Origin of the sequence: Flavobacterium sp. ZB4R12 (assembly GCF_048276375.1) — a bacterium.
GTDB lineage: Bacteria > Bacteroidota > Bacteroidia > Flavobacteriales > Flavobacteriaceae > Flavobacterium > Flavobacterium gawalongense.
In genome coordinates, this window is record NZ_JBLNKS010000001.1 from 12,359 (window position 1) to 36,326 (window position 23,968).

The 23,968-nt window shown below is 34.1% G+C and carries 14 protein-coding genes, 1 tRNA gene and 1 pseudogene; 10 read left to right on the top strand and 6 right to left on the bottom strand.

Features of this window, described 5'->3' with window-relative positions; genetic code table 11:
• Positions 1-34 precede the first annotated feature (34 nt).
• Together ACNO7W_RS00060 and ACNO7W_RS00065 are read left to right on the top strand one after the other, a co-directional pair.
• Positions 35-895: a restriction endonuclease subunit S gene (locus ACNO7W_RS00060; RefSeq protein WP_417936529.1), complete on the top strand. Its 861-nt coding sequence runs from the start codon at positions 35-37 to the stop codon at positions 893-895.
• A complete protein-coding gene (locus tag ACNO7W_RS00065; RefSeq protein WP_417936530.1) occupies positions 840-1,211 on the top strand; it encodes a restriction endonuclease subunit S in 372 nt (123 codons plus the stop codon). The genes ACNO7W_RS00060 and ACNO7W_RS00065 overlap by 56 nt, the downstream gene beginning before the upstream one ends.
• On the opposite strand, the gene ACNO7W_RS00070 is transcribed toward ACNO7W_RS00065, so the two are convergent.
• The gene (locus tag ACNO7W_RS00070) at positions 1,204-2,403 is read right to left on the bottom strand and encodes a restriction endonuclease subunit S (protein WP_417936531.1); all 1,200 of its coding nucleotides are present in this window, start codon (positions 2,401-2,403) and stop codon (positions 1,204-1,206) included. The two genes, ACNO7W_RS00065 and ACNO7W_RS00070, sit on opposite strands and share 8 nt — an antisense overlap.
• 80 nt (positions 2,404-2,483) lie before the next feature.
• On the opposite strand from ACNO7W_RS00070, the gene ACNO7W_RS00075 reads away from it, so the two are divergent.
• Both ACNO7W_RS00075 and ACNO7W_RS00080 read left to right on the top strand, forming a co-directional pair.
• Positions 2,484-3,410: a tyrosine-type recombinase/integrase gene (locus tag ACNO7W_RS00075; protein WP_417936532.1), complete on the top strand. Its 927-nt coding sequence runs from the start codon at positions 2,484-2,486 to the stop codon at positions 3,408-3,410.
• 357 nt (positions 3,411-3,767) lie between these two features.
• Positions 3,768-6,641 (top strand): annotated as a pseudogene (locus ACNO7W_RS00080) (type I restriction endonuclease subunit R).
• 98 nt (positions 6,642-6,739) lie between these two features.
• Here the strand turns inward: ACNO7W_RS00080 and ACNO7W_RS00085 are convergent.
• From ACNO7W_RS00085 to rseP, 3 genes are all read right to left on the bottom strand, one after another.
• Positions 6,740-7,774 (bottom strand): toll/interleukin-1 receptor domain-containing protein, encoded by a 1,035-nt coding sequence (locus ACNO7W_RS00085; RefSeq protein ID WP_417936533.1) that lies wholly within the window; start codon positions 7,772-7,774, stop codon positions 6,740-6,742.
• A gap of 216 nt (positions 7,775-7,990) precedes the next feature.
• A tRNA-Asn gene (locus ACNO7W_RS00090) sits at positions 7,991-8,064 on the bottom strand.
• 138 nt (positions 8,065-8,202) lie between these two features.
• Entirely contained in the window at positions 8,203-9,546 is a 1,344-nt protein-coding gene (rseP, locus tag ACNO7W_RS00095) for an RIP metalloprotease RseP (protein ID WP_417936534.1), read from the bottom strand.
• Between the two features lie 200 nt (positions 9,547-9,746).
• On the opposite strand from rseP, the gene ACNO7W_RS00100 reads away from it, so the two are divergent.
• The 6 genes from ACNO7W_RS00100 to ACNO7W_RS00125 all read left to right on the top strand — a co-directional run bounded on the left by ACNO7W_RS00100 (position 9,747) and on the right by ACNO7W_RS00125 (position 19,700).
• Positions 9,747-10,817, top strand: coding sequence for an NADH:flavin oxidoreductase/NADH oxidase (locus ACNO7W_RS00100; RefSeq protein WP_417936535.1), 1,071 nt, complete (start codon positions 9,747-9,749; stop codon positions 10,815-10,817).
• Between the two features lie 449 nt (positions 10,818-11,266).
• Complete coding sequence (locus tag ACNO7W_RS00105; protein WP_417936536.1) at positions 11,267-12,307, top strand: Gfo/Idh/MocA family oxidoreductase; 1,041 nt, start codon at positions 11,267-11,269, stop codon at positions 12,305-12,307.
• 245 nt (positions 12,308-12,552) lie between these two features.
• Positions 12,553-13,764, top strand: a complete 1,212-nt coding sequence (locus ACNO7W_RS00110; protein ID WP_417936537.1) for an MFS transporter — start codon at positions 12,553-12,555, stop codon at positions 13,762-13,764.
• A 515-nt stretch (positions 13,765-14,279) separates the two neighbouring features.
• Positions 14,280-17,117, top strand: coding sequence for a carboxypeptidase-like regulatory domain-containing protein (locus tag ACNO7W_RS00115; protein WP_417936538.1), 2,838 nt, complete (start codon positions 14,280-14,282; stop codon positions 17,115-17,117).
• 172 nt (positions 17,118-17,289) lie between these two features.
• Positions 17,290-18,645 (top strand): DUF5689 domain-containing protein, encoded by a 1,356-nt coding sequence (locus ACNO7W_RS00120; RefSeq protein ID WP_417936539.1) that lies wholly within the window; start codon positions 17,290-17,292, stop codon positions 18,643-18,645.
• Between the two features lie 269 nt (positions 18,646-18,914).
• Positions 18,915-19,700, top strand: a complete 786-nt coding sequence (locus tag ACNO7W_RS00125; RefSeq protein WP_417936540.1) for a hypothetical protein — start codon at positions 18,915-18,917, stop codon at positions 19,698-19,700.
• A gap of 149 nt (positions 19,701-19,849) precedes the next feature.
• Here the strand turns inward: ACNO7W_RS00125 and ACNO7W_RS00130 are convergent, their stop codons facing one another.
• Both ACNO7W_RS00130 and ACNO7W_RS00135 read right to left on the bottom strand, forming a co-directional pair.
• Positions 19,850-21,967, bottom strand: coding sequence for a glycoside hydrolase family 97 protein (locus ACNO7W_RS00130; protein ID WP_417936541.1), 2,118 nt, complete (start codon positions 21,965-21,967; stop codon positions 19,850-19,852).
• A gap of 315 nt (positions 21,968-22,282) precedes the next feature.
• On the bottom strand, positions 22,283-23,929 hold the full coding sequence (locus tag ACNO7W_RS00135; RefSeq protein WP_417936542.1) for a DUF6377 domain-containing protein: 1,647 nt from the start codon (positions 23,927-23,929) through the stop codon (positions 22,283-22,285).
• Positions 23,930-23,968: the final 39 nt, after the last annotated feature.

The following is a 23,968-nucleotide window of genomic DNA, read 5'->3' on the forward strand; positions in this document are numbered from 1 at the left end:
TTAATGTTTAGCATTAAGAAATAGAATAGCCAATATGCAAGAAAAATATAAGAGTATGAGCAATGTTCCAAATTTGAGATTTGGATTTGAGAAATCTTGGAAGGAAACTCCTTTTTCTGATGTTGGCATATTTTTAAAAGGGAAAGGAATTCCTAAAGACCAATTATCAGAAGAAGGAACGCAATGTATTTTATATGGAGAGCTTTATACTAAATATAAAAATGAAATTATTAAAGAGGTTTTTAGTAAAACTTCTATAAACCAAAAAGGACTTGTAACAAGTAAAAATAATGATGTAATAATACCTTCTTCAGGTGAATCTGCCATAGATATTTCTACAGCTTGTTGTGTAAATTTAGATGGCGTGCTATTGGGCGGAGATTTAAATATTATTAGACCAGATAAAGACAATGGTAATTTTATTAGTTATCAGCTTAATGGTAAAAGGAAACAAGATATTGCTAAAATAGCTCAAGGTTCTTCGGTCGTTCATTTGTATAATGATAGCCTTAAAAAGCTAAAAATATTTTTGCCAGAAGATAGAAATGAACAAGATAAAATTGCAACTGTTCTATCTTTAATAGACGACCGCATCCAAACCCAAAGCAAAATAATTGAGAATCTGAAAACCTTAATTAAAGGTACAAGCGAAAAATTATTTACACAAAAATTCAGGTTTAAAGATGATAACGGACTAGATTTTCCTAATTGGGAGAATACGTGTTTAGGAGAAATTTGCGAAAAGAAATCCTCTAATATTTCGGCAAACAAAATAGAAGACAATTTTGGAGAATATATTATTTATGGTGCATCCGGAGTTTTAAAGAAAGTTGACTTCTATGAAGAAAAAAAACGATTACATAAGTATTGTAAAAGATGGAGCAGGTGTTGGTAGGCTTTTTTACTGCAAAGGGAAATCATCTGTTTTAGGTACGATGGACATTATTAAACCTCAAGCTAATACAAATGCTTACTTTTTATTTTACCTATTAAGCAACATTGATTTTACAAAATATGTAACAGGTAGTACAATTCCACATATTTACTTCAAGGATTATAAAAAAGAAAATTTTGGAATACCTTCAATAAAAGAACAAACCAAAATCGCTAGTTTTTTGTCTCAAATTGATGAAAAAATTGAAATTGAAAAGCAATTATTGGTTCATTATGAAAATCAGAAAAAGTACTTGCTGCAGAACCTTTTTATATAAAGAGATTTGAAAGTAAATATTTTTTCTGATTTTCAAATTGTTTTAATAGCATTCTTTCTGTTTCAATTTTTTCGTCGATAAAAAAAAGGAAGTTTGCGATTTTGATTTGTTCTTCTACAGAAGGAATAGAAATTTCTAGTTTTTTAATCTCGTTTCCACTTACAGCAGTAAATGTACTCCCTTGTTCTAATTTATTCCATTTATCTTCATAATCTAAAAGAAATTGGTACATAAATTCAATAGAATTATCAGAATTACTTCTAATAACACAAACTCCTCTACCTATACAGGCGTTATGTACTGACTTTGCTACTGCCCCAACAGGTGCTCGTACTGTTAAAATCAAATCGCCAACTATGCATTCTTTTGTCATTTCTGTAGTCCAATTTCTTGGACTTGTAATTCTGTTCAAAATATCTGCATTCCCTTGTATTAAAGGAACTCCTATTTCTTCAGTATTATAGGAAATTGAACTTGGCGATTGTCCCATTACTATTTCACACACATCACTCATTTTTTTAATTTCCCAATCAGAAAAATTATTTTTCCAATCATTTTCAAACCTTAATTGTTGAGAAAATATCTTTTTACTGACTGTACTCTTTATTACCTTTAATTCTCCAATTATTTTGCTTTGGGTTTGAATCCTGTCATCGATTAGTGATAGGAAATATGCGATTTTTTGTTGTTCTGAAATGCTAGGAAAATTTAGTTGAATATTCTTTACATCTTCGGTTCCTAAATTAGTTTGATTTCCTGTACCACCTTTAGCTTCTCCAAAGAAATAAAATAAAAATCTTTCATTGGATAAGATTTGATTGATAAATCCATTAATGCTTTTTCCTTTTTTTTCTCTTAATAGTACTAATCGTTGATTAAGTAAATATTTATTATCATCTTTAATCATTACTGAATAACCAAAATCTCTTTTCCCCACAGTTCCGGTTAGTGTTAAAATTGAATCTCCTTTTTTTAAGAGGAATTCTTTCTCCTTATCATTTATCTTCTCCCAATAAGAAGGATTTCGATCTAACCTTAATTCACTTTGATACACATTTGACATCTTGAGCAACTGATAGTTACTTTTTTCAGAAAGCATATCTTCACTTTTAAAAGCATACCCTGCTTTAAACTCAGCAATCTCCCCCAACTTCTTCACTTCCCACTCTCCCGTAAACTCAGGAAATCTCAAATTTGGAACCTTAAGAACTTAAAATTTCAAATCCTATATTCCTATCTTTTGAGATTAATATAAATCTTAAAATCAAATTTATGAACGAACAAAAGAAAATTTCAGAAGTCATTAACCTATGGAAAACAGACAAAAAGCAGTATGTGAAAAAATCAAGTTTTTCGGCTTATATGCTTTTAATTGAAAATCATTTATTGCCTATGTTTGGAAATAAACACAATATTGAAGAAGCAGAAGTTCAGGCATTTGTGTTTCAAAAAATAGAACAGGGATTGAGCCACAAAACCATCAAAGATATTTTGATTGTACTGAAAATGGTACTCAAATTCGGTGCTAAAAACAAGTGGCTGGATTACCAAGCCTTCGACATTCAATTCCCAACAGAACGAGAAAAACACGATATTGAAGTCTTGAGCAGAACCAATCAAAAAAAAGTGATGCATTACATCCAAGAGCATTTTACATTCCGGAATTTAGGTATTTTCATTTGCTTGAGTGCCGGAATACGAATTGGGGAGGTTTGTGCCCTTACTTGGGAAAATATCGATACTGACAGAGGAATCATTAGTGTCAAAAGAACCATACAACGAATTTATGTTATTGAGGACAACATTCGCAAGACGGAAGTTATTTTGGACACGCCTAAAACCAAGAATTCCATTCGAGATATTCCGATGAGCAGGGATTTATTAAGAATGCTAAAACCCATCAAAAAAATCGTAAACAATTCCTTTTTTGTATTGACAAATGACGCCAAACCTACGGAACCAAGAACCTACAGAAGTTATTATAAAAACTTAATGCGAGAATTAAATATGCCAGAACTCAAATTTCACGGTCTTCGCCACAGTTTTGCCACAAGATGTATCGAAAGTAAATGCGATTATAAAACCGTCAGCGTTTTACTGGGACATTCCAATATCAGTACGACTTTAAATCTATATGTGCATCCTAATTTAGAACAGAAGAAAAAAGCAATTGACCAAATGTTTAGGGCGCTTAAATAGTTACATAAGCATACGACAAATTGCATTTTTCCACTTGCATTTAATCTTTGCAAACACGGTTATAAACAGTGCTTATTCTTTTGGGTTCAATTGCCTTTGGCTTTAGCCAAAGGTTTTTTAGAAGTTACATTTATTGGCTTTAGCCAAATTTGTATAACTATTTTGGCTAAAGCCAATTCAATTGTAAACCTAAATTCCGTTGACTTTAGTCAACGGCAATCCAAACAAAGTATTACAGTAAATTTAATAGTACATTAGTTGCGAATTGTGAGCAATATGTTAGTTTCATTTTTTGTAAGTTTGTAAGAACTTAAGTATTCAAACTACTATTGACACAACTCATAATTCACAACTATTTTGTCCAAACAATCCGAACAAGTTTTAGAAGAGCAACTCATTGCCCAATTACAAAAATTAGGGTATCAATATATTGCTATTGCCGATGAAAAATCGTTGTTAGCCAATCTGAAAACACAATTGGAAAAACACAATCGCATTCAATTCAGCGATTCAGAATTTGAAAAAGTGCTCCATATCCTCAACAAAGGTTCGGTGTTTGAAAAAGCCAAAACCTTGCGTCAGAAACAGCATATTGTAAGGGATAATGGCGACAATCTTTATTTTGAGTTTATCCAAAGTGAGCATTGGTGTCAAAATCAATTTCAGGTTACCCAACAAGTATCGATGAAAGGTACTTACGAAAACCGTTATGATGTTACCTTGCTCATCAATGGTTTGCCATTGGTACAAATAGAACTCAAACGCAGAGGTTTGGAGATGAAGGAAGCTTTTAACCAAATTAATCGGTACCAAAAACATAGCTTTGGCGCTGGACAAGGTTTGTTTCATTTTATACAACTATTCATTATCAGCAACGGTGTGAATACCAAATATTTCAGCAATTTTGGTATACACAAGCAGGAATATCTGCAAACCTTTCATTGGACAGACGAAAACAACAAGCCTCTCAATAATATCTTAAACGAATTTGCCGATACTTTTTTAGAACCTTGCCACATCAGCAAAATGATATGCAAGTATATTGTGCTGAACGAAACCGAAAAGAAATTAATGGTATTGCGTCCGTACCAATATTTTGCGGTAGAAAATATAATTAAAAAGGTTACAGAAAATACCATTTTGAATGGCTATGACATCGAAAAAAACGGCTATATCTGGCATACCACAGGTTCAGGAAAAACATTAACCAGTTTTAAAGCCAGTCAAATTTTATCCACTATTCCAGCGATTCAAAAAGTTGTTTTTGTGGTAGACAGAAAAGATTTAGACTATCAAACCAATCAGGAGTATGATAAATTTAGCAAAGGTTGTGTAAGTTCCGCGGAAAATACCGATGACCTTATTCGTAAATTCAATGACCCGAATGTAAAAGTTATTGTAACCACCATTCAAAAACTAAATAATGCTATTTCGGGTAGAAACATTTTCAAGATGAACAACATTCAGCATCAACGGATGGTTTTTATTTTTGATGAATGCCACCGTTCGCAGTTTGGAGAAACGCATAAAAACATAGTGAGTTATTTTACCAATATCCAACTTTTTGGATTTACCGGTACACCCATTTTAGCAGAAAACGCTAATGGCGAGAAAACCACCACAAGTTTGTTTGGCAAATGTTTACACAAATATGTAATTACCGATGCTATTAGGGATGAAAATGTACTGCGTTTTTCGGTAGAATATATCAAAACCTTCAAGCAGAAAGAACATATCGTAGATTTAAAAATAGAACAAATCAACGAAGCCGAAGTATTTGAAGCACCCGAACGCAAAAATGCAATTGTTGATTATATCTTGCAACATCATAATCAAAAGACACAAAACGGAAACTTTTCTGCGATGATGTGTGTGCAAGACATTGATGCTGTAATTCAGTATTACGAAATTTTTAAAGCCAAAAAACAGCGAGGCGAACACGATTTAAAAGTGATTACCATTTTTAGTTTCGCTCAAAACGAAGAGGAAATGGAGTTCAATATAGAAGAACCGCAATTGGATATTGCTGCCGAACCCCAAACTTAATATGGAAGTAAGCCTAAGCCACATCGCCGTGAAATATTAGACAATTATATAGTCGATTTTAATACTACATTCGGCACTGCCCATAGCACTAAAGACAGCCAGAGTTTTTATAATTATTACAATGATGTAGCCAAAAAAGCAAAACAAAAAGAAGCTGATATATTGCTGGTTGCCAATATGTTTTTGACTGGTTTTGACAGCAAATTTGTAAATACTTTGTATGTCGATAAAAATTTGCAATACCACGGACTGATACAAGCATTCAGTCGCACCAACCGTACATTCGACAAAAACAAAACACAAGGAAATATTGTCTGTTTTCGTAATTTAAAGGATAAAACCGATGAAGCGATAACACTTTTCAGTAACAAAGATGCCATCGATGAAATTATTGTAGAACCTTATGAGCAATATGTGGCGAAATTTAATGAAGCGACACAAAAAATGCTCGAATTAGTTCCGCAAGTACGTGCTGTAGATGATTTATATACCGAGGAAGAAAAAATGCAATTTATTCTAGCCTTTAGGAATATGATGCGATTGTATAAAAAGATGAGCCATTATACTGAATTTACTTGGGATGATTTAGATATTGACGAACAACTTTTTGCCGATTATAGCAGCAAATATCAAGATTTAAAACAACAAATAGCTACTCAACCAGATAAGGATAAAACATCTATACTAAATGACATCGATTTTGAATTGGAATTGATACAAAGAGACACGATCAATGTAACTTACATCATTCAATTATTAATAAAATTAAAGTCAAGAAACAATTCAACAGACAAAGAAAATATTGAAAAAGAAGTTTCTAATTTATTAAACAGCCAAGTTTCATTAAGAAGTAAACGTGAATTAATTGAAAAATTCATTCAAGAAAATTTAGCAATGATTGTCGATACAGACACCATTCCAGACGAGTTTGAAAAATTTTGGAACGAAGAACAAATAAAAGCATTCAAAGCCTTGGTCAACGAAGAAAACCTTTCCGAAGAAAAAACAGAAAAGCTATTGGAGAATTACCTTTTTGCCGAAAGAGAACCATTGCGAGATGAAATCCTAGAATTAATTGAAGGCGAGAAACCATCTATTTTGCATCGCAAAAAAACGGGTGACCGAATTTTGAGCAAGATTATAAGCTTTGTGGATACTTTTGTTAATGGAGTAACTGGAAATTAAAATCATAGAATATAAAAGTATCCCTTTACAAAGAGATCGGAAATACTTGACGTTAAAATCAAGGCTTAATTGATCCTAAAAAATAGATTTTCAGAATATTAAAACGGAAAATCTTCATTTTTAATTTCAATTGCTTTATTTTTAGACATTGCATTATTTATTATATCTAAAATCTCATTTGGAAGGTCTAAGATGTTAGATTCAATTTCAGCTTTTAATTTAACTTCTTTAGGATTTCCAGAGCTAGTCACAGCAGAAATTTCTGTATATCCCCTTAATTCGAATCGTCTAATTGCTGCGCTATAATTTCTAGAAAGAGTGTTGTTTAATTCATTAATTTCCTCCCATTCTTTGATAATACGAAGTTCACCTTCTTCTTGCCAGCCAGTCATTAATTTGATTTTACTTGTTTCTAGGATATAATTCAATAATATTAATTCATGATCTTTTAGTTTGCCAGCAACAATTTCATTTACAAATTTTGAATAAATCCCATTTTCTTCTATAAATGTTTTTTTAACTAAAATGGGATTTGTAATAGTTACATCATTTTTAACTTCAATTATTTCGAATATTTCTTCTTTCGGTTTAGTTTCAAAAATTATTTCTTCAATATTAGTTTTTATGTTTTGATTCTCTAATTTTTTTTCACTTACAAATGAATCTATTTCCTTCAAATATTTTTTTAATTTTTGATTGATAATAACTGATTTTTTAGAAATATTGAAATGTTTTCCTAATTGTTCGATGAATGATAATAATCTTTCTTCATCATTAATATGGAAGCCAATTTCTCGGGGATCTAACGCACCGTTTTGAAATTCTTTACTTCTAATATCAAAATTTGGTGTAAAAATGACTGCATGCTCATTTTCAATTATCCAAGCAGCTCCCATCTCATTTAAGCAAGCAATACTTGAATAATATTCTTTTGAGAGTAAATATATAACAAATGGTTTTTCGCTTATTTGAGATTTTAACCAATTAAAGATATTTTGACCTATTGGAATTCCGTATGCTACATTACTTGTAAATATAATTTCATCTTCATCTATACCTATTCCTCTAAATAATTCAACTAATGAATCACCATATTCCTTGTTTGCAGAAGCGTGAGATATAAATATTTTCATTATTTTATTTTATTAGGTCCTGTTTTATAAAATAGCCACTAACCTTTTATATCTATGTGATTTTATTAAACAAAGCTATCTGTATTCTGCTAGATTGGTTTAATAAGCTATCAATTTTGATTCAAACAAATATAGATAAAAATTGTAGAGGAGAAAGTTGGGGTATTTAATAAAAACAAAAAAGACCTTACATTGCTGTAAAGTCTTTTTAAAAAGCTCCCTCTCTTGGGCTCGAACCAAGGACCCTCTGATTAACAGTCAGATGCTCTAACCAACTGAGCTAAGAAGGAAACTGTGTATTTTTATTCTGGTAATGAATGAACGTTTTTATGTGCTTATTAGTGTCGTGTGTTTCACTTCTAAAGCGGTGCAAATATAGGGCTTAATTTGTTTTTTGCAAACAAAAATCAAACTTTTTTCAATTTTTTTTACTTCCCTACAATTGCCTTGTAAATGTCGTTTCCGTTAGCAAATAACAACAGTGTTATAAGTAATACGAAACCAACCATTTGAGCATTCTCAAGGAATTTGTCGCTTGGTTTTTTACCGCTTACAATCTCATATAATAAAAACATGACATGACCACCGTCAAGCGCTGGAATCGGCAATAAGTTCATCACACCAAGCATTATTGACAATAAAGCGGTGATTGTCCAGAAAACTTCCCAGCTCCAGGTATTAGGAAAAATGTCGAATATAGCTTTGAAACCACCCACTTGTTTGTAAGCGCCAGTACTTGGACTGAAAATCATTTTTAGTTGTTTTCCGTAACCTATTAATTGGTCTTTTCCTTTTACAAGCCCTACCGGAATAGATTCTAATAAACCAAATTCCTGCTTGCTAATTTTGTAGTATCCTAGTTTTTCAAGTGAAGCCATTCCTAATCCGCCTAATTGCACACCTAGTTTTCCATCTTTGGAAACCATAACGGGTACTTGCAATTTTTTTTGATCTCTCAAAACAGTCGCAGTAATAGTTTTGTTTTTATTGCTTTCCAAAACTGTTTTGGCTTCGTCTAAATATTTTATTTTTTGTCCGTTAAGGGCAACAACGATATCCTTTGGTTGTAAAGCGGTGTTTTTAGATTCTGCTGTAACAGCTCCAATTGCAAACGGCATTCTAATGTCTACTAAGGAACCTTTTTCAAACTTTGATAATTGATCCACAAAATCATTTGGCATTGTGATAGATTGTTGGATGCCGTTTCTTTCGATAAGGACCTGCTTTGCCATGACAATTTTCATGTTAATGTCATTGTCAAATTTCACCACTTTCTCGCCATCAATCGAGATGATTTTGTCACCAGTTTTAAACCCTGCGTTTTGCATGGCTTTATTTTCTATCAAAAGACCGTCTTTCAAATCGGAGTTAGCAATATAGGTATCGCCATAAGCAAATGCCATTCCGATATAAATGATAAAAGCCAAAATGAAATTCACGGTTACACCACCAAGCATAATAATTAAACGCTGCCAGGCTGGTTTAGAACGAAATTCCCATGGTTGAGGTGGCAAAGCCATTTGCTCTTTGTCCATGCTTTCGTCGATCATTCCGGAAATTTTCACATAACCGCCAAGAGGTAACCAACCGATACCGTATTCAGTTTCTCCAATTTTCTTTTTTAGAAGGGAATATTTAACATCAAAAAACAAATAAAATTTTTCGACTCTGGTTTTAAACAATTTTGCAGGAATAAAATGTCCTAATTCGTGAAGTATAATAAGTAATGATAAGCTCAATAAAAATTGAGAAAGCTTGATAACTATGTCCATTTTTTAATTTTAGTTCTTTTACAACTTACAAAAGTAAGGTTTTCTAGTTGTTTAATTTACAATAATTGTTCCATACCGTTTTAAATGTTTGTTAATTAATGAAATTTCAATTCTTAGTTTCGCTTCTGTCCCTTAACTTTACTTTTCTGAAACGGATATTTCCTTTATCTTCACTTAAAAAACACATTAAAATAAATAATATGTCTCCAAAATTATTTTCACCACTTCAAATAAAAAGCATTTTGCTTAAAAATAGAATTGTTATTTCTCCCATGTGCCAATATTCATCAGAAGACGGTTTTGCCAATGACTGGCATCTCGTTCATCTGGGCAGTCGTGCCAGTGGCGGTGCGGCATTAGTCATTGTGGAAGCGACTGCAGTTTCTCCTGAAGGCAGAATTTCTCCCGAAGATTTGGGTATCTGGAAAGACGAGCATATCGAAAAATTACAATCCATCAATCGTTTTATTATCGAACAAAATTCAATTCCCGGAATTCAGTTGGCGCATGCAGGAAGAAAAGCGAGTGTAACGGCACCCTGGAGCGGCAATAAAAAACTGGATGAAACCCAAGGAGGCTGGGATGCGGTGGCGCCAAGCGCTGTAGGATATCATTCGGATGAAAAAACGCCAATTGCATTAGACAAAACAGGTATTCAAAAAGTAATTTCCGATTTTCAATCTGCCACCAAAAGAGCAGTACAAGCGGGTTATAAAGTGATGGAAATTCATGCGGCACATGGCTATTTATTGCATGAGTTTCTTTCTCCGTTGTCTAATTTCAGAACCGATGAATACGGTGGGGGTTTTGAAAACAGAATCCGTTTGACATTAGAAGTTGTCGAAGCGGTACAATCAGAATGGCCAAAAGACTTGCCATTATTTGTTAGAATCTCAGCTACAGACTGGGCGGAAGGCGGTTGGAATATTGAAGAATCAGTACAGCTTTCGAAAATACTAAAAGAAAAAGGCGTGGATCTAATTGATGTTTCTTCGGGTGGAGCAGTATCACACCAACAAATTCCGTTGGGACCCAATTATCAGGTTCCTTTTGCAGAAAGAATAAAAAAGGAAACGGGAATTATGACCGGAGCAGTGGGTTTAATTACCGAAGCGATTCAAGCCGAGGAAATTATTGCTTCGGGAAAAGCAGATTTGGTATTATTCGCCAGAGAATCCCTTAGAAATCCAAATTTAGGTTTGACATTCGCCGAGGAACTTCATGCGGATATTCAATGGCCAAAACAATATGAAAGAGCAAAAATTAAATAATTTATTAGATAAATCTTTTGAAGCGATTAATACCGTCAGTTCAAGGCTTAATTTTTTCACAAAAAAAGCAATATAAAATGACGTATTATACCTATCGTCTGGACATAAGTCTAAAAATAAACACGAATTACACGAATTGCCACGAATTCATTAGTGAAATTAATTACACGAACTGTATTAGCCGCATAGATTTGTGAAAATTAGTGGAATTCGTGTTCAAATTTAACCTTTACTATTTGTGTCCATACGATAGGTTTTATATTAGTTTCGAAAAAACGTCAATGGTAGTTTTTTGAGCAGTGAAACGGAACAAAAAAGTATCGAGAACCATTTCTTCAATGAACTTATATTCCTTATATGTTTCAAAGTTTAATCCTATAAGAAATATAAGTTCATGTAAGATTTAAAATTAAAAGTTATAAATTCGTGTTCGACTTAAAAAATATCAGATGCAAAAAATAAGAACCGCTTTACTTTCCTACGGAATGTCTGGAAAAGTTTTCCATGCTCCGTTTATATCATTTCACCCAGGATTTGAACTGATTGGTTCATGGGAAAGAAGTAAAAAATTAATACGGGAGGATTATCCTTCGGTTAAAAGTTATGCCACAATGGAGGCCTTACTCGAAGATGATGTCGATTTGGTTATAGTGAATACGCCAGTGGAAACGCATTATGAATATGCCAAAAAAGTATTGCTGGCCGGAAAACATGCTATTGTCGAAAAGGCATTTACCACAACCGTTGCCCAAGCTCAGGAATTAGCCGCTTTGGCCAAAGAAAGAGGAGTGAAACTAGCCGTTTTCCAAAATAGAAGATGGGACAGCGATTTCAAAACTGTTCAGAAAATCATTTCAGATAAAGTGTTGGGTGAAATCGTGGAAGCCGAATTCCATTTTGACCGTTACAATCCACTTTTGAGTCCAAAGTCACACAAAGAAACTGCCAATTCCGGCGCAGGAATTCTAAAGGATTTAGGACCTCATTTAATTGATCAGGCATTGTGTTTATTTGGTTTGCCTGAATCCGTTTTTGCTGATATTAGAATCACGCGAGAACATTCTTTGGTAGATGATTATATAGATATTTTGCTGTATTATCCTGATTTCCGTGTCCGATTGAAAGCGGGATTTTTTGTCAGGGAGGCCATTCCGTCTTATATGATTCATGGTAAAAAAGGTTCTTTCCTAAAACCGCGTGGCGATGTGCAGGAAGACGATTTAAAACTTGGAAAAAAACCAAATTTAGACACTTGGGGAAAAGAGCCTAAGAGTAAAGAAGGCACTTTACATACTGAAATCAAGAACGACATTTTTAATGCCAAAGTACCAACACTTCAAGGCAATTATTATGATTTTTTTGACGGGGTTTGGAATTCTATTTCAAATGATACACCAGAGCCGGTAACTGCTCAGGACGGAGTTCATGTCATGCAAATTATTGAAGCGGCGATTCAAAGTAGTGCCCAAAAGAAAGTGATTGATTTATAGTTCATTATGATTATCCTTTAAAATCCTTACCACGAATTACACGAAAAACACTAATTTCTTTAGTTTCTAACTAAAAATTCGTGTAAAATTTGTGAAATTCGTGGTGAATAAATCCTAAATACTAATGCTTTTTTAACCTAATTTATAAACAATAACGATGTATTTTTCGGTTTATAAAGTATTTACTAAAATGGAAAGATTGGATTTTGTATTTTTGAATAGCAAAATTTCAAAATCCAATTGTCTTGATAGATTTAAATTTTATAGGTAGGTTCAGAACCAAAGCAAAATATAAGAAAACGTATAAAGACGCTAAGATTTCTTATTTGAACAGAATTCGTTGGGCAGTTTCGATGTTTTATTTTGGTATGGGTTTGTGTTTTGCCACTTGGGCGAGCCGAATCCCGGATATTAAAACAGCATTGCATTTAAGTGATGGTCATTTAGGAACTATTCTATTTGCCTTACCAATGGGACAATTGGTGATTATGCCTCTGTCCGGAAAATTAGTAACCAAATTCGGCAGTCACCGCATCCTTATATTCTCTCTATTATTTTATGTTTTTAGTTTAACTAATCTTGGACTGGCCACTCAGGCTTGGCAATTGTCACTGGGATTATTTGTATTTGGAATATTTGGGAATTTGGCAAACATATCCGTAAACACTCAGGGCGTTTATACCGAAGAACTTTTTAAGAAAACCATAATGTCGTCTTTTCATGGCATGTGGAGTTTGGCAGGATTCACGGGTGCTCTGGTAGGTTTGGGAATGTTAGCATTGGAACTTACTCCGTATCAACACTTTTTAATCGTTGCCTCAATTGTGCTTTTGATGATTGGTTTTAATTTCAAATTTTTAATAAAAGCCAAAGAAACCATCCAAACCGAAAAGAAAAAATTATTTACTAAGCCAGATAGTGCTTTAATTTTCCTTGGTATAATTGGTTTTTGTTGCATGGCCAGTGAAGGTGTCATGTTCGACTGGAGCGGTGTTTATTTCAAAGATGTCATCAAAGCACCTGGGCCATTAGTGATTTTGGGATACACTTCGTTTATGATTATGATGGCTGGAGGACGATTTTTCGGCGATGGTTTGATTCATAAATTTGGCAGAAAACCGGTAATACAAATCAGCGGAATTATGATTTCAGTTGGACTATTTACATCGGTGTTTTTCCCATATATTATTCCTTCGACTATTGCCTTTATGTTTGTTGGTTTAGGTGTTTCCACGATTGTCCCAACACTTTACAGTATAGCAGGAAAAAACCCAACCGTTCCGCCGGGCGAAGCTTTAACCATCGTTTCGAGTGTAAGTTTCCTCGGATTTTTAATGGGACCACCAATAATTGGTTATATAGCTGAGATATCTAGTTTGCGGTTTTCATTTGCTTTCATTGGTGTTTTTGGATTTCTGATTGCACTAATGGTTACCAAAATCAAGGCAATAGAATAAATTTTTAGGAGCATAACATTCCGTTTTTATAGAACATATCACCCGCTGTACACAGTATCTTTTGCGCCAGCCCGAAGCTTCGGGACGGCACAAAAGGATACTTGCTCCCATCGGGGCTATTAAACCCGTTTTTAATTTCTTAGGACATTTTTCAGACCAGACGATTTTTAAAATTATCAGATTTTGTTTATTAAAAATAACAAGGTAATAGTTTTTTTCTTATTTTTAGCATTAGAATCAAAGCAATAGAGTATTCAGTCGTTTGTCTATAATTCTAAATACCACGCTTTTTTAGCAGAATTTTTTTCGGTCTCAAATCCCAATTTTCAAAAACATTTTTCCATTATTTTCGATTCTTTATCCTATTTCGGGATAATCTGCGCTGTATTCAAAAAATTAATACTCAACCAAAATATTGATGATTAAATGACTGTGTCTGATTAAAACGAAAATAGGCTAAAGAATCTTTATTCATTGGCGTATTCCAATTCGCTTTTAAAAGACATAATGCGCTTATGAAAAATATTACCATTATTCTGTTCTTTTTTGTTTCAATACCTTTTGCTTTTGCACAAGAAGAAACAGGGATTTTCGGAAAAGTTATGGATTCCAAAACACAGCAACCAGTATCGTATGTTGTTGTTTCGATTCAAAATACGAATTTAATGCAATTGACAACAGTTGATGGGGAATTTAGATTTGATAATGTTTCACAAGGAAACCAACTGGTTTTATTTCACAGTCAGGGGTATAAGGACGCATTATTTCCTGTTGAAATCATAGCAGGACAACTACTCGATTTAGACCTGATACTATTAGAAGAAGACCAAACTTCAGAACAACAAACCAGTTTAATAACGCTATACGAAAGTGATTTAAGCGATGACAACAGCGGCTCCGAAAGCACTTCGGGGCTTTTGCAATCCTCCAAAGATGCTTTTCAGCAAGCGGCGGCGTTCAATTGGGGACAGGCTCGTTTTAGGATTCGGGGATTGGATAGCGAACATTCCACGATGATGATTAATGGCGTTTCGATGAATAAATTATATGATGGCAGACCACAATGGGGTGATTGGGGAGGCTTGAACGATGCGCTGCGTAATCAGGAATTTTCAGTAGGAACAGCTCCTTCCGATTATACTTTTGGGGGAATATTGGGCACTCAGGAAATCAATACCCGAGCTTCCATTTATAGACCCGGCACCAGAATTTCATTTTCCGGGACCAATACCAATTACAGTTGGCGCATGATGGGAACCTATGCTTCCGGAATGAATACGCGAGGCTGGGCATTGGTGGTTTCGGCAGGAAAGCGATGGGCACAAGAAGGCTATTTCGAAGGAACGAATTACGATGCCAATTCAGGATTTATAAGTGTGGAGAAAAAACTGAACGAGAATCATTCCATAAATTTTACAGCTTTTTATACTCCAAATTCCCGAGGCAAAAATTCCCCAAATACCACCGAAGTTACTCAATTGACAAACGGAAAATACAATTCCTATTGGGGATTTCAAGATGGGAATAAGAGAAATTCGAGAATGAAAACTATCGAAGAACCCATTTTGATGGGGAATCATTTTTTTAAAGTTAATGACAAGACAACTTTAAATTCTAGCTTGATGTATCAGTTTGGAAAAATTGGAAACAGCAACATCGATTATCAAAATGCCAATAGTCCGGATCCCACCTATTATAGAAAACTGCCAAGTTATTACAGTTCGCATTACGATTCAGATAACGGTGAATTTTCAGGAGAATTCACACCGGATTTAGAGAATGCGGAGAAAAGCAAAGAACAGTTTTTAGTCAATCAGCAAATCGATTGGAACGGGATGTACCAAGCCAATCAAAACCCAATTGTAGATGCAAACGGAACAATTTCTGGTTACGAACCAGCCAAAAGCAAATATGTTTTGTATGAAGATCGAACCGATGATAAAACAATCGTGGCGACTTCTGCATTCAATACACAATTGACCGAAAATACCAGTTTAACGGCTGGAGCTTCTTTCAAAAACCTGAAATCACACAATTATCAAAAGCTTTTGGATTTATTGGGCGGTGCTTATTTTGAAGATATTGATGGGTTTTATAACGGAAACCAATCGCAATCAGACTTGAATAATCCAAACCGTCAAGTGGTTATTGGTGAAGAATACGGGTACAATTATAATTATGTTGCCAATACGCTTGATGCGTTTACTCAATTCAAATTCTCGTACAATAAAGTCGATTTTTATCTGGCTCAAAGTTTCTCAAGCACCAATTATCAAAGAGAAGGATTGTACAGAAATGGGATTTACGAAACCAATTCCTTTGGGAAAAGTGAGAAAGCAACATTCGAAAATTTTGGTTTTAAAGGCGGACTAACGTATAAAATATCTGGAAGACAATTGTTGATTTTTAACGGAGCGCATTTGACAAAAGCCCCAACAATCAGAAATACTTTCCCCAATTCACGATTAAATAATAGGATTGTTGATGATTTAAAAAGCGAGAACATCAGCAGTCTGGACGGCAGTTATATCTATCGATCTCCAGTTTTCAAAGCGCGAATTACCGCTTATTACACATTGATAAAAAATGCAACGCAAACTTCTTTCTTTTATGCTGAAGGAATTTTTGATGATGGTGCCGGGTACAACAATACAAGTGCGTTCGTGAGCCAAACGTTGACGCATTTGAACAAGAAGAATTTAGGTGCCGAACTAAGTTTGGAATATCAGCTAAATCCAACGTTGAAAACTACTTTTTCGGCTGCTTATGGTAAATATACCTATGATAGCAATCCAAATCTAACGGTCACCAATGATGCGGAAGCTTCAATAGAAAATACGAATCCTGTTTTTGATTTTGGAACGGCATTATTGAAAAATTACAAACAAGCAGGAATGCCGCAACAAGCGTATTCGATGGGAATTGAATATCGGGATCCAAAATTTTGGTGGATTGGAGCTAATATCAATTATTTAGCAAACAGTTATATTGATGTTTCTCCAATTGCCAGAACTAATCATTTTTACACCAACCCCGCGAGTGGTTTCAACTTTCCTGAAGCTACAGAAGAAACAGGCAGGGAATTATTGCAACAAGAAAAATTCGATCCCACAACTTTGTTAAATATTACGGGCGGGAAATCGTGGAGAATATATGGGAAGAATGTCGGACTTTTTGCAAGTATTAATAATGTGCTTAATACGACTTACAAAACGGGTGGTTACGAACAAGCCAGAAATGCCAATTTCAGACAACGCAATCAGGATGTTTCTAGTGGAACACCATCCTTTGGGAATAAATATTTTTACGGATATGGAAGAACCTATTTCGTCAATCTTGCAATCAATTTTTAGATAAAAACGCATTACGCTTTGAACGCAAACAATTAATATATTCTAAAATTTATATGACCTTGAATCTCTTATATCGTTCAAAAAACAACTGGAATGTTTAAACACATAAGAAATGTAAGGTCATTTAAGTAACAGATTTCCGAAAAATCATTTTAACAATAAACAGTCCTTTATGAAACTAATTTTCAATTCCTTGTTTTTTTCTATAGCAATCACCATCCTTTTGACAAGCTGTGCAAATGATTCCGTTGACATTCCTAAACTAAGTTGTACGCAACCAGATTTAACTGTAAACCGAACCGTTGCCGAAGTTCGGGAAAATGCGAATGCAATTGTAACGCAGTACAAGTATGACGATATCATAGAAGCTTACGTAGTTTCTAGTGATGAATCGGGGAATTTTTTCAAATCGATTTCTTTTCAAACTTTGGCAACAGCCACAACACCTGCAATAGGGTTCAGTGTTCCCGTAGACGCCAGTAACTTATATATTGATTACAGATTGGGGAATAAAGTGTATGTAAAACTAAAAGACCAATACACGGATATTTCGTTTGGGGGCATGCGCATAGGAAACATTTTTGTCAATTCTTACAATGAAGGCGGAGTGGGCCGACTTTCCCAAAATGACTATAAAAAAGTGTTGAATGCTTCCTGTACAACCGTAAAAGAAGAACTTCTTGTAAAGAAAATTTCTATGGAAGATTTATTGAATGATTCTAATTTAAATACGTTGGTCGAATTATCAGATGTTCAGTTTACGGCTGCTGCTATTGGTCGTCATTATTTTGAGGAAACGAATAATGTAGGTGGCGCAACCAATTGGGGTTTGATGGATAAATTGGGGAATCAAGTGTATTTTAGAACCAGCAGTTTTTCCGATTTTTCCAGTAATTTAGTTCCCAATGGTAGCGGAAAAGTAAGAGGGATTTTAACAAAATATGGAACCGATTATCAACTATTACCGCGCTCCGAAAAAGATGTTGTTATGACAGGAAATAGAGTAGTTCCTTTTTTCTCTGAAGATTTTGAAACCGTGGTTGATAAATCGAACTTGAGCCTTCCGGGTTGGGCAAATAGTGTTCAAAAAGGAACACTTTTCTGGAAAGGAACAGTGTATTCAGGGAACGGTTATGCTGAATTCAATATTTCAGGTACAAAAGTTGCGTCCAATATTGCTTGGTTGATTTCGCCAAAAATAGATATGGATTCGCACACCAATGAAGTCTTGACTTTCAGAACTGCCCAACATCACTTAGATGTGGACTCCCAATTGAATTCTTTGGAAGTTTATCTTTCCACTAATTTTGACGGATTGAATGTTGCAACCGCAACTTGGATTCCGGTTTTGGCGAAATTACCAAAACAAGCCACCCCTTGGTATCAATTTATAGGAAGCGGCGGGATAGATTTATCTTCTTACAAAGGCAAAATAAATGTAGCTTTCAAATATACAGGTTCCGGAAAAAACATGGCGTTGGACGGCGCTTTTCAAGTAGATGATGTGCAGGTTTTTGGGGATAAGTAAATTTTTTAGTCTGTCTGTTAAAATTTGATTTCGGCACTTTTTAATGGAGTGTTCTATTATTCGAAATTTTTTTTGTAATATATTGATTATCAATTTGAATGTTTCAGAATGTAAATTTCAAACGGTAAAAATTTTATGCTCTGATTGGTTTTTGTATTTTGGCAATCCCAAATCAATATAAATACCATATGAAAACCTACATTATTGCCATTTTTATGGTGGCCTTCCCATGTTTGACCCAAAGTCAAGTCCAGGAAAATTCAATTAAATTGAAAAAAATTAATATTGTAAAAACAAATTTCCGAAATTTAAAAAGTGGTGAAATTGTAAACAAAACTATCTTATTTGAAGAAGGAAAACTTCAGTCGATTAAAACCTCGGAAGTTACCCAAAGTTTTTTTTATAATCTACAGGGATTATTAGATATGACCGTCAAAGGAAGAGAAGGAAGTAACTGGAAAGAGGTTGTAAACTACAGTTATGACAGACAACAGCGACTAGTTAAGTTTGTTAAAAAATACGAGGAAGGCGGTGAACTTGTTACTAAAACAGTTAGTATAGCGTATGAGGGGGCAAGGGCTAAAGCTATAACTAAAAAAAGTAACAGTCACCAAATTTTAATTGAAGACATTGAATATATTGTTGAGAATGGTCTCGTTGTCAGACGTTCTTCAAGAGACAGAAATCAACAAATTATTAATAAAATAGAGTATGTGTATGCCAAAGATAATATTGTTAGACACAAAGGATTGCTTGGTGATAAATCAATAAAGGATTATACCTTTGATGATAAAAATTCAGCTGATTTGTTAATAATAAAAAATATATTTGGTCAAAATTATAAAGTTATTGTGCCAATAGTTTCTTTTCATGAAGAAGAGTTTGATTTTCAATCGATATCTAATAATAATGAATTGAGCATTATATCTACTTCAGCAAATCACATTAGCGAAAATGGAAAATACAAATACAATAATTTAAATTATCCAATATCGTATTCTCTTTCACAAGAAAAAGGAATGTTAAAAACCGAAAAAACTTATTTTTATGAGTAGTTTATATACATCCTCAGAATATAGGTGCTCAATAAAAACGCCATTTATTATTGAGTTTTCTCTTTGAGAACTTCTGGATTATATAACTCAATTAATTATTTTTTCAAAAAACAAAAAGGCTGTCTTTTCGGACAGCCTTTTGTAATTAATTATTTTTTGGTTTCAACTACACTAATAGCATAACCTCCACCTGGAGCACTGAATTGCGCCAGTTTTGATTTGTTGGTCACCGCCATTTTACGAATAGTATACGCTTGTGGATTTGTTTTAAAATGTGCATCCTTAGCATCTGCATAAATGGTGGCCATGTATTTTTTCCCTTTTTCCAAGAAATCAAATTTGATAGTTGAAGTACGAGAATTTTCTCCGTTTACATTACCAATAAACCAGTTATTTGTCACTTTTGCTTTTCGGGCAACAGTAACGTATTGACCTGGTTCAGCTTCTAGGTATTTACTGTCCGTCCAATCCACTGCCACATCTTTAATAAACTGGAAAGCATCAGCAAATCGGTCATAATTTTCAGGTAAATCTGCTGCCATTTGCAACGGACTGTACATGGTTACGTACAAAGCCAACTGATTAGCCAATGTACTGTTAACATGCGAATTATTACTAGGATTAATTTTGCTTAAATCCATTTCAAAAATACCCGGAGTATAATCCATAGGTCCGCCCACTAAACGTGTAAAAGGTAATACCGTTACGTGGTTTGGTTTAGAACCTCCAAAAGACTGATATTCTGTTCCTCTTGCTGCTTCATTACCAATTAAATTTGGATAGGTTCTGCAAATACCCGTTGGACGAATAGCCTCGTGAGCATTGACCATAATCTTATACTCGGCTGCTTTTTCTACTGCATATTGATAATGATTTACAATCCATTGGCTGTAATGGTTTTCACCTCTTGGCAAAATATCACCTACATAACCACTTTTCACGGCATCATAACCATTGTCATTCATAAACTGATAGGCTTTATCCATGTGACGCTCGTAGTTACGAACGGAACCTGAAGTTTCATGGTGCATAATCATTTTAACTCCTTTTGATTTTGCATATTCATGTAACCCTTTAACATCAAAATCTGGGTAAGGAGTTAAAAAATCAAAAACATAATCTTTTGAGTGTCCAAACCAGTCTTCCCAACCTTCATTCCAACCTTCTACTAATACAGCATCAAAACCGTTTTTGGATGCAAAATCAATATATTTCTTCACATTAGTGTTATTTGCACCATGTTTGCCATTTGGTTTTGCTTTTGCAAAATCAGTAACGCCAAGTTGTACCGTAGGGAATTCATCGGTGTAAGCCCATGAGCTTTTTCCAGTAATCATTTCCCACCAAACACCTACATATTTAACTGGTTTTATCCATGAAGTATCTTCAATTTTACAAGGATCATTCAAATTTAAAGTCATTTTTGAAGCCAGAATTTCGCGAGCATCATCACTTACGATTATCGTACGCCAAGGTGAATGGCTAGGAGCCTGCATATATCCTTTGTCCCCTTTGGCATCTGGTGTCAACCAGGATTCGAATACCATGTTTTTATCATCCAGATTCAAATGCATACAAGAATAATTGATTAATGCTGCTTCATGTAAATTGATATACAATCCATCACCTGTTTTTAGCATAAGCGAGGTTTGAACTCCTGTTGTAGAAAAAGACTTTTGAGAAACATTTGCAGTAGTTGCTTTTTCTGATAAGCCTCTAATTTCAGACAATTTTGAGGTAGTATAATCATATTCTTGGGTGTCATAATCACCAGGGATCCAAAAAGCAGTATGATCACCTGTCATTGCAAATTGGGTTCTTTCTTCTTTAATTACAAAATAAGTAAGGTTTTTTTGCGAAGGAAACTCATAACGGAATCCAAGACCATCGTCAAACAAACGAAAACGAATAACAATCTGTCTGTCGGTTCCTTTTTGATTCAACGTAACTGCCAATTCGTTATAATGATTGCGAATTGTTGCAACTTCTCCCCAAACTGGTTTCCAGGTTTCATCAAATGTTGCAGTCTTAGTATCAATAACAGTAAAATCATTTAACAATGACTTTTTATCATTTTTTAGCTCAAGACCTAATTTACTTGGTTTTACAACTGCTTTGCCTTTGTAATTTAAACTGTAACTAGGTGTTCCGTCATTTTGTAATGAAAACTCCATTACAAATTTTTCATTGGGTGATTTTAACTGCTGTGAATTTGCAGTGTTAAAAAAAGCTAGCCAAAGTAAGGCTGTAAAAAGAAATTGCTTCATTTTTTAAATAGAATTTAATAATTAATTTTTCAGGTTTGGTAATAGAATGCGATTTTCACGAAATCGATTTATTGAAAAATCCAAAGTTTTAATCCAAATTTCGAATTCCGAGAAAGTAAAAGTAAACTCTTTATACACTACATATTTTTATCATTATAAAAAAGTAGATTGAATTTCTGTTTTTAATATGCAATATACTGTATAACTGTGTATTATGTAAATTTATTGTTTAAAAAAAAGTGGTAGATTTATAATAAAAAAAAGGCCTTCAAGATTGTTTTAACCCTGAAGACCTCCTTGAAAAATAGAATTTTTCTATTTTAAATTGGTTCCTATCCGCATTACTTTTGCTTCAAATTCCTCACGTGGACCCGCTGCTTTGTTTTTGAGTTGTGAACGGTAATTGTAAATGGTGGATACCGAATACCGAAGGAATATTGAAATTTTTGCACTATCCTTGATGCCCAAACGAATGAGTGCAAAGATTCTTAATTCTGTATTAAGCAGTTCGCCTTCCTTCAATTGTGTTACTTCATCATCAATCAATAAAGCTCTGAATTCTTGTATGAAATTAGGAAAGAGTTGTAAGAACGTTTTGTCGAAATTAGTATAAAACTCTTTGAGCTCATTTTCGATAAACTGTTTCGATTTTACGGCACTTATCAGGTCGTTCATTTTTCCTGTCGTAGCCATTACATTCAATTTTCGGCGGTATTCGTCTAACTTGCCGATATAGTCTGAACACTGGTCCATATAACGGCCAATGTATATTTCTTTTAAAAGGTTTGCTTCGGTCAGCGTATAATTGGTCTCATTCAATTTTTCATTGAAAGTATTTAATTCAGTATTTAGTTCCGAAAGCTTGGTGTTGGCCAAACTTAAATCCTGTTTTGCTTTGGACAATTTCTTCATTTGCTTAAAAAGCAAAAATAACACCGCCAACAAAAACACTGATAATATACTGGCACTTATCAAAAACAGAATTAATTGGAGTCGGTTGGTTTCATTTTGTTTTTGATACGCCTCGTTGATAATGGGCAGCATCTTAGATATTTCATAAGTCCTTAAACGGGCATTGCAAAAAAGAGCATCTTCCAGTGAACGCTTTATATATTTATAAGCCCGGTCTATGTCGCCTTCTTCATACATCAGAAAAGCCAAAGAACGCAACGAAATATATTCCTTTTTGGCCAACTGCAAATCAGAAATAGCAGAAATTGTCAACCATTTTTTCTCCTGCTTAGAATCTTTTTTTGCGCGATACGCCTGCGAAATAATATAGGCAATAACAGCTCTATCAGGGCTATTAGGAGCAATATTAGGAAAATAATTTAGCAATAAATGAAGCGTCTCATTGAGTTTTCCAGCGTCAATAAGCCTACTGGATTTAGCCATAATATAAGCACTTGATTGCGGTTTGTAGAAATTTAATGACGAATCACGGTACTTCTTGGTTACTAAGACATACTTTTCTTTTTCCTGAAGTGAAGCTGCATAATCAGACATATATCCATAAACCACACTATTTACAGTAAAATAATATCCTTTTAGGTCGGGAGTTGTATTGATGTTGATTTTATTAAGTATATCGGTCGCTTCCTTATACATTCCTAATGTTCCCATTATGGAAGCCAGGTTTAATCGGGCGTCATTTAGCTTTCCGACATCATTTAATTTTTCGGCTATTTGAAAACTCCTTCTTGCGTAAATCAATGCCGAGTCGGACTGATACGATTTATATTCAGCATACAATTTTCCGTAAATGGCATATTTTTGAAGATCAGTAGAAGTATATTTCAGCAGTCCTTTGAGTTTATTTATTTCATTCTCTTTTTTATTTGAATAGGCCTGATAATTATTCACCGTTTTGTCCAATTGATCCAACAACGAGTCAAAATTATTTTGTCCAAAAAGGAGAACGGGAAATAGCAATACAAAAATTAATGTCAAAAATCTATTCATTGTTTGTTCTTTGAGAGAATTAGATATTTTCTGCCCCAT

What these genes read in the sequence shown, in the direction of transcription:
- ACNO7W_RS00060 (WP_417936529.1), top strand. Translation starts at nt 35, where the DNA reads ATGCAAGAAAAATATAAGAGTATGAGCAATGTTCCAAATTTGAGATTT.
- ACNO7W_RS00065 (WP_417936530.1), top strand. Translation starts at nt 840, where the DNA reads ATGAAGAAAAAAAACGATTACATAAGTATTGTAAAAGATGGAGCAGGT.
- ACNO7W_RS00075 (WP_417936532.1), top strand. Translation starts at nt 2,484, where the DNA reads ATGAACGAACAAAAGAAAATTTCAGAAGTCATTAACCTATGGAAAACA.
- ACNO7W_RS00085 (WP_417936533.1), bottom strand. Translation starts at nt 7,774, where the DNA reads ATGAAAATATTTATATCTCACGCTTCTGCAAACAAGGAATATGGTGAT.
- rseP (WP_417936534.1), bottom strand. Translation starts at nt 9,546, where the DNA reads ATGGACATAGTTATCAAGCTTTCTCAATTTTTATTGAGCTTATCATTA.
- ACNO7W_RS00100 (WP_417936535.1), top strand. Translation starts at nt 9,747, where the DNA reads ATGTCTCCAAAATTATTTTCACCACTTCAAATAAAAAGCATTTTGCTT.
- ACNO7W_RS00105 (WP_417936536.1), top strand. Translation starts at nt 11,267, where the DNA reads ATGCAAAAAATAAGAACCGCTTTACTTTCCTACGGAATGTCTGGAAAA.
- ACNO7W_RS00115 (WP_417936538.1), top strand. Translation starts at nt 14,280, where the DNA reads ATGAAAAATATTACCATTATTCTGTTCTTTTTTGTTTCAATACCTTTT.
- ACNO7W_RS00120 (WP_417936539.1), top strand. Translation starts at nt 17,290, where the DNA reads ATGAAACTAATTTTCAATTCCTTGTTTTTTTCTATAGCAATCACCATC.
- ACNO7W_RS00130 (WP_417936541.1), bottom strand. Translation starts at nt 21,967, where the DNA reads ATGAAGCAATTTCTTTTTACAGCCTTACTTTGGCTAGCTTTTTTTAAC.
- ACNO7W_RS00135 (WP_417936542.1), bottom strand. Translation starts at nt 23,929, where the DNA reads ATGAATAGATTTTTGACATTAATTTTTGTATTGCTATTTCCCGTTCTC.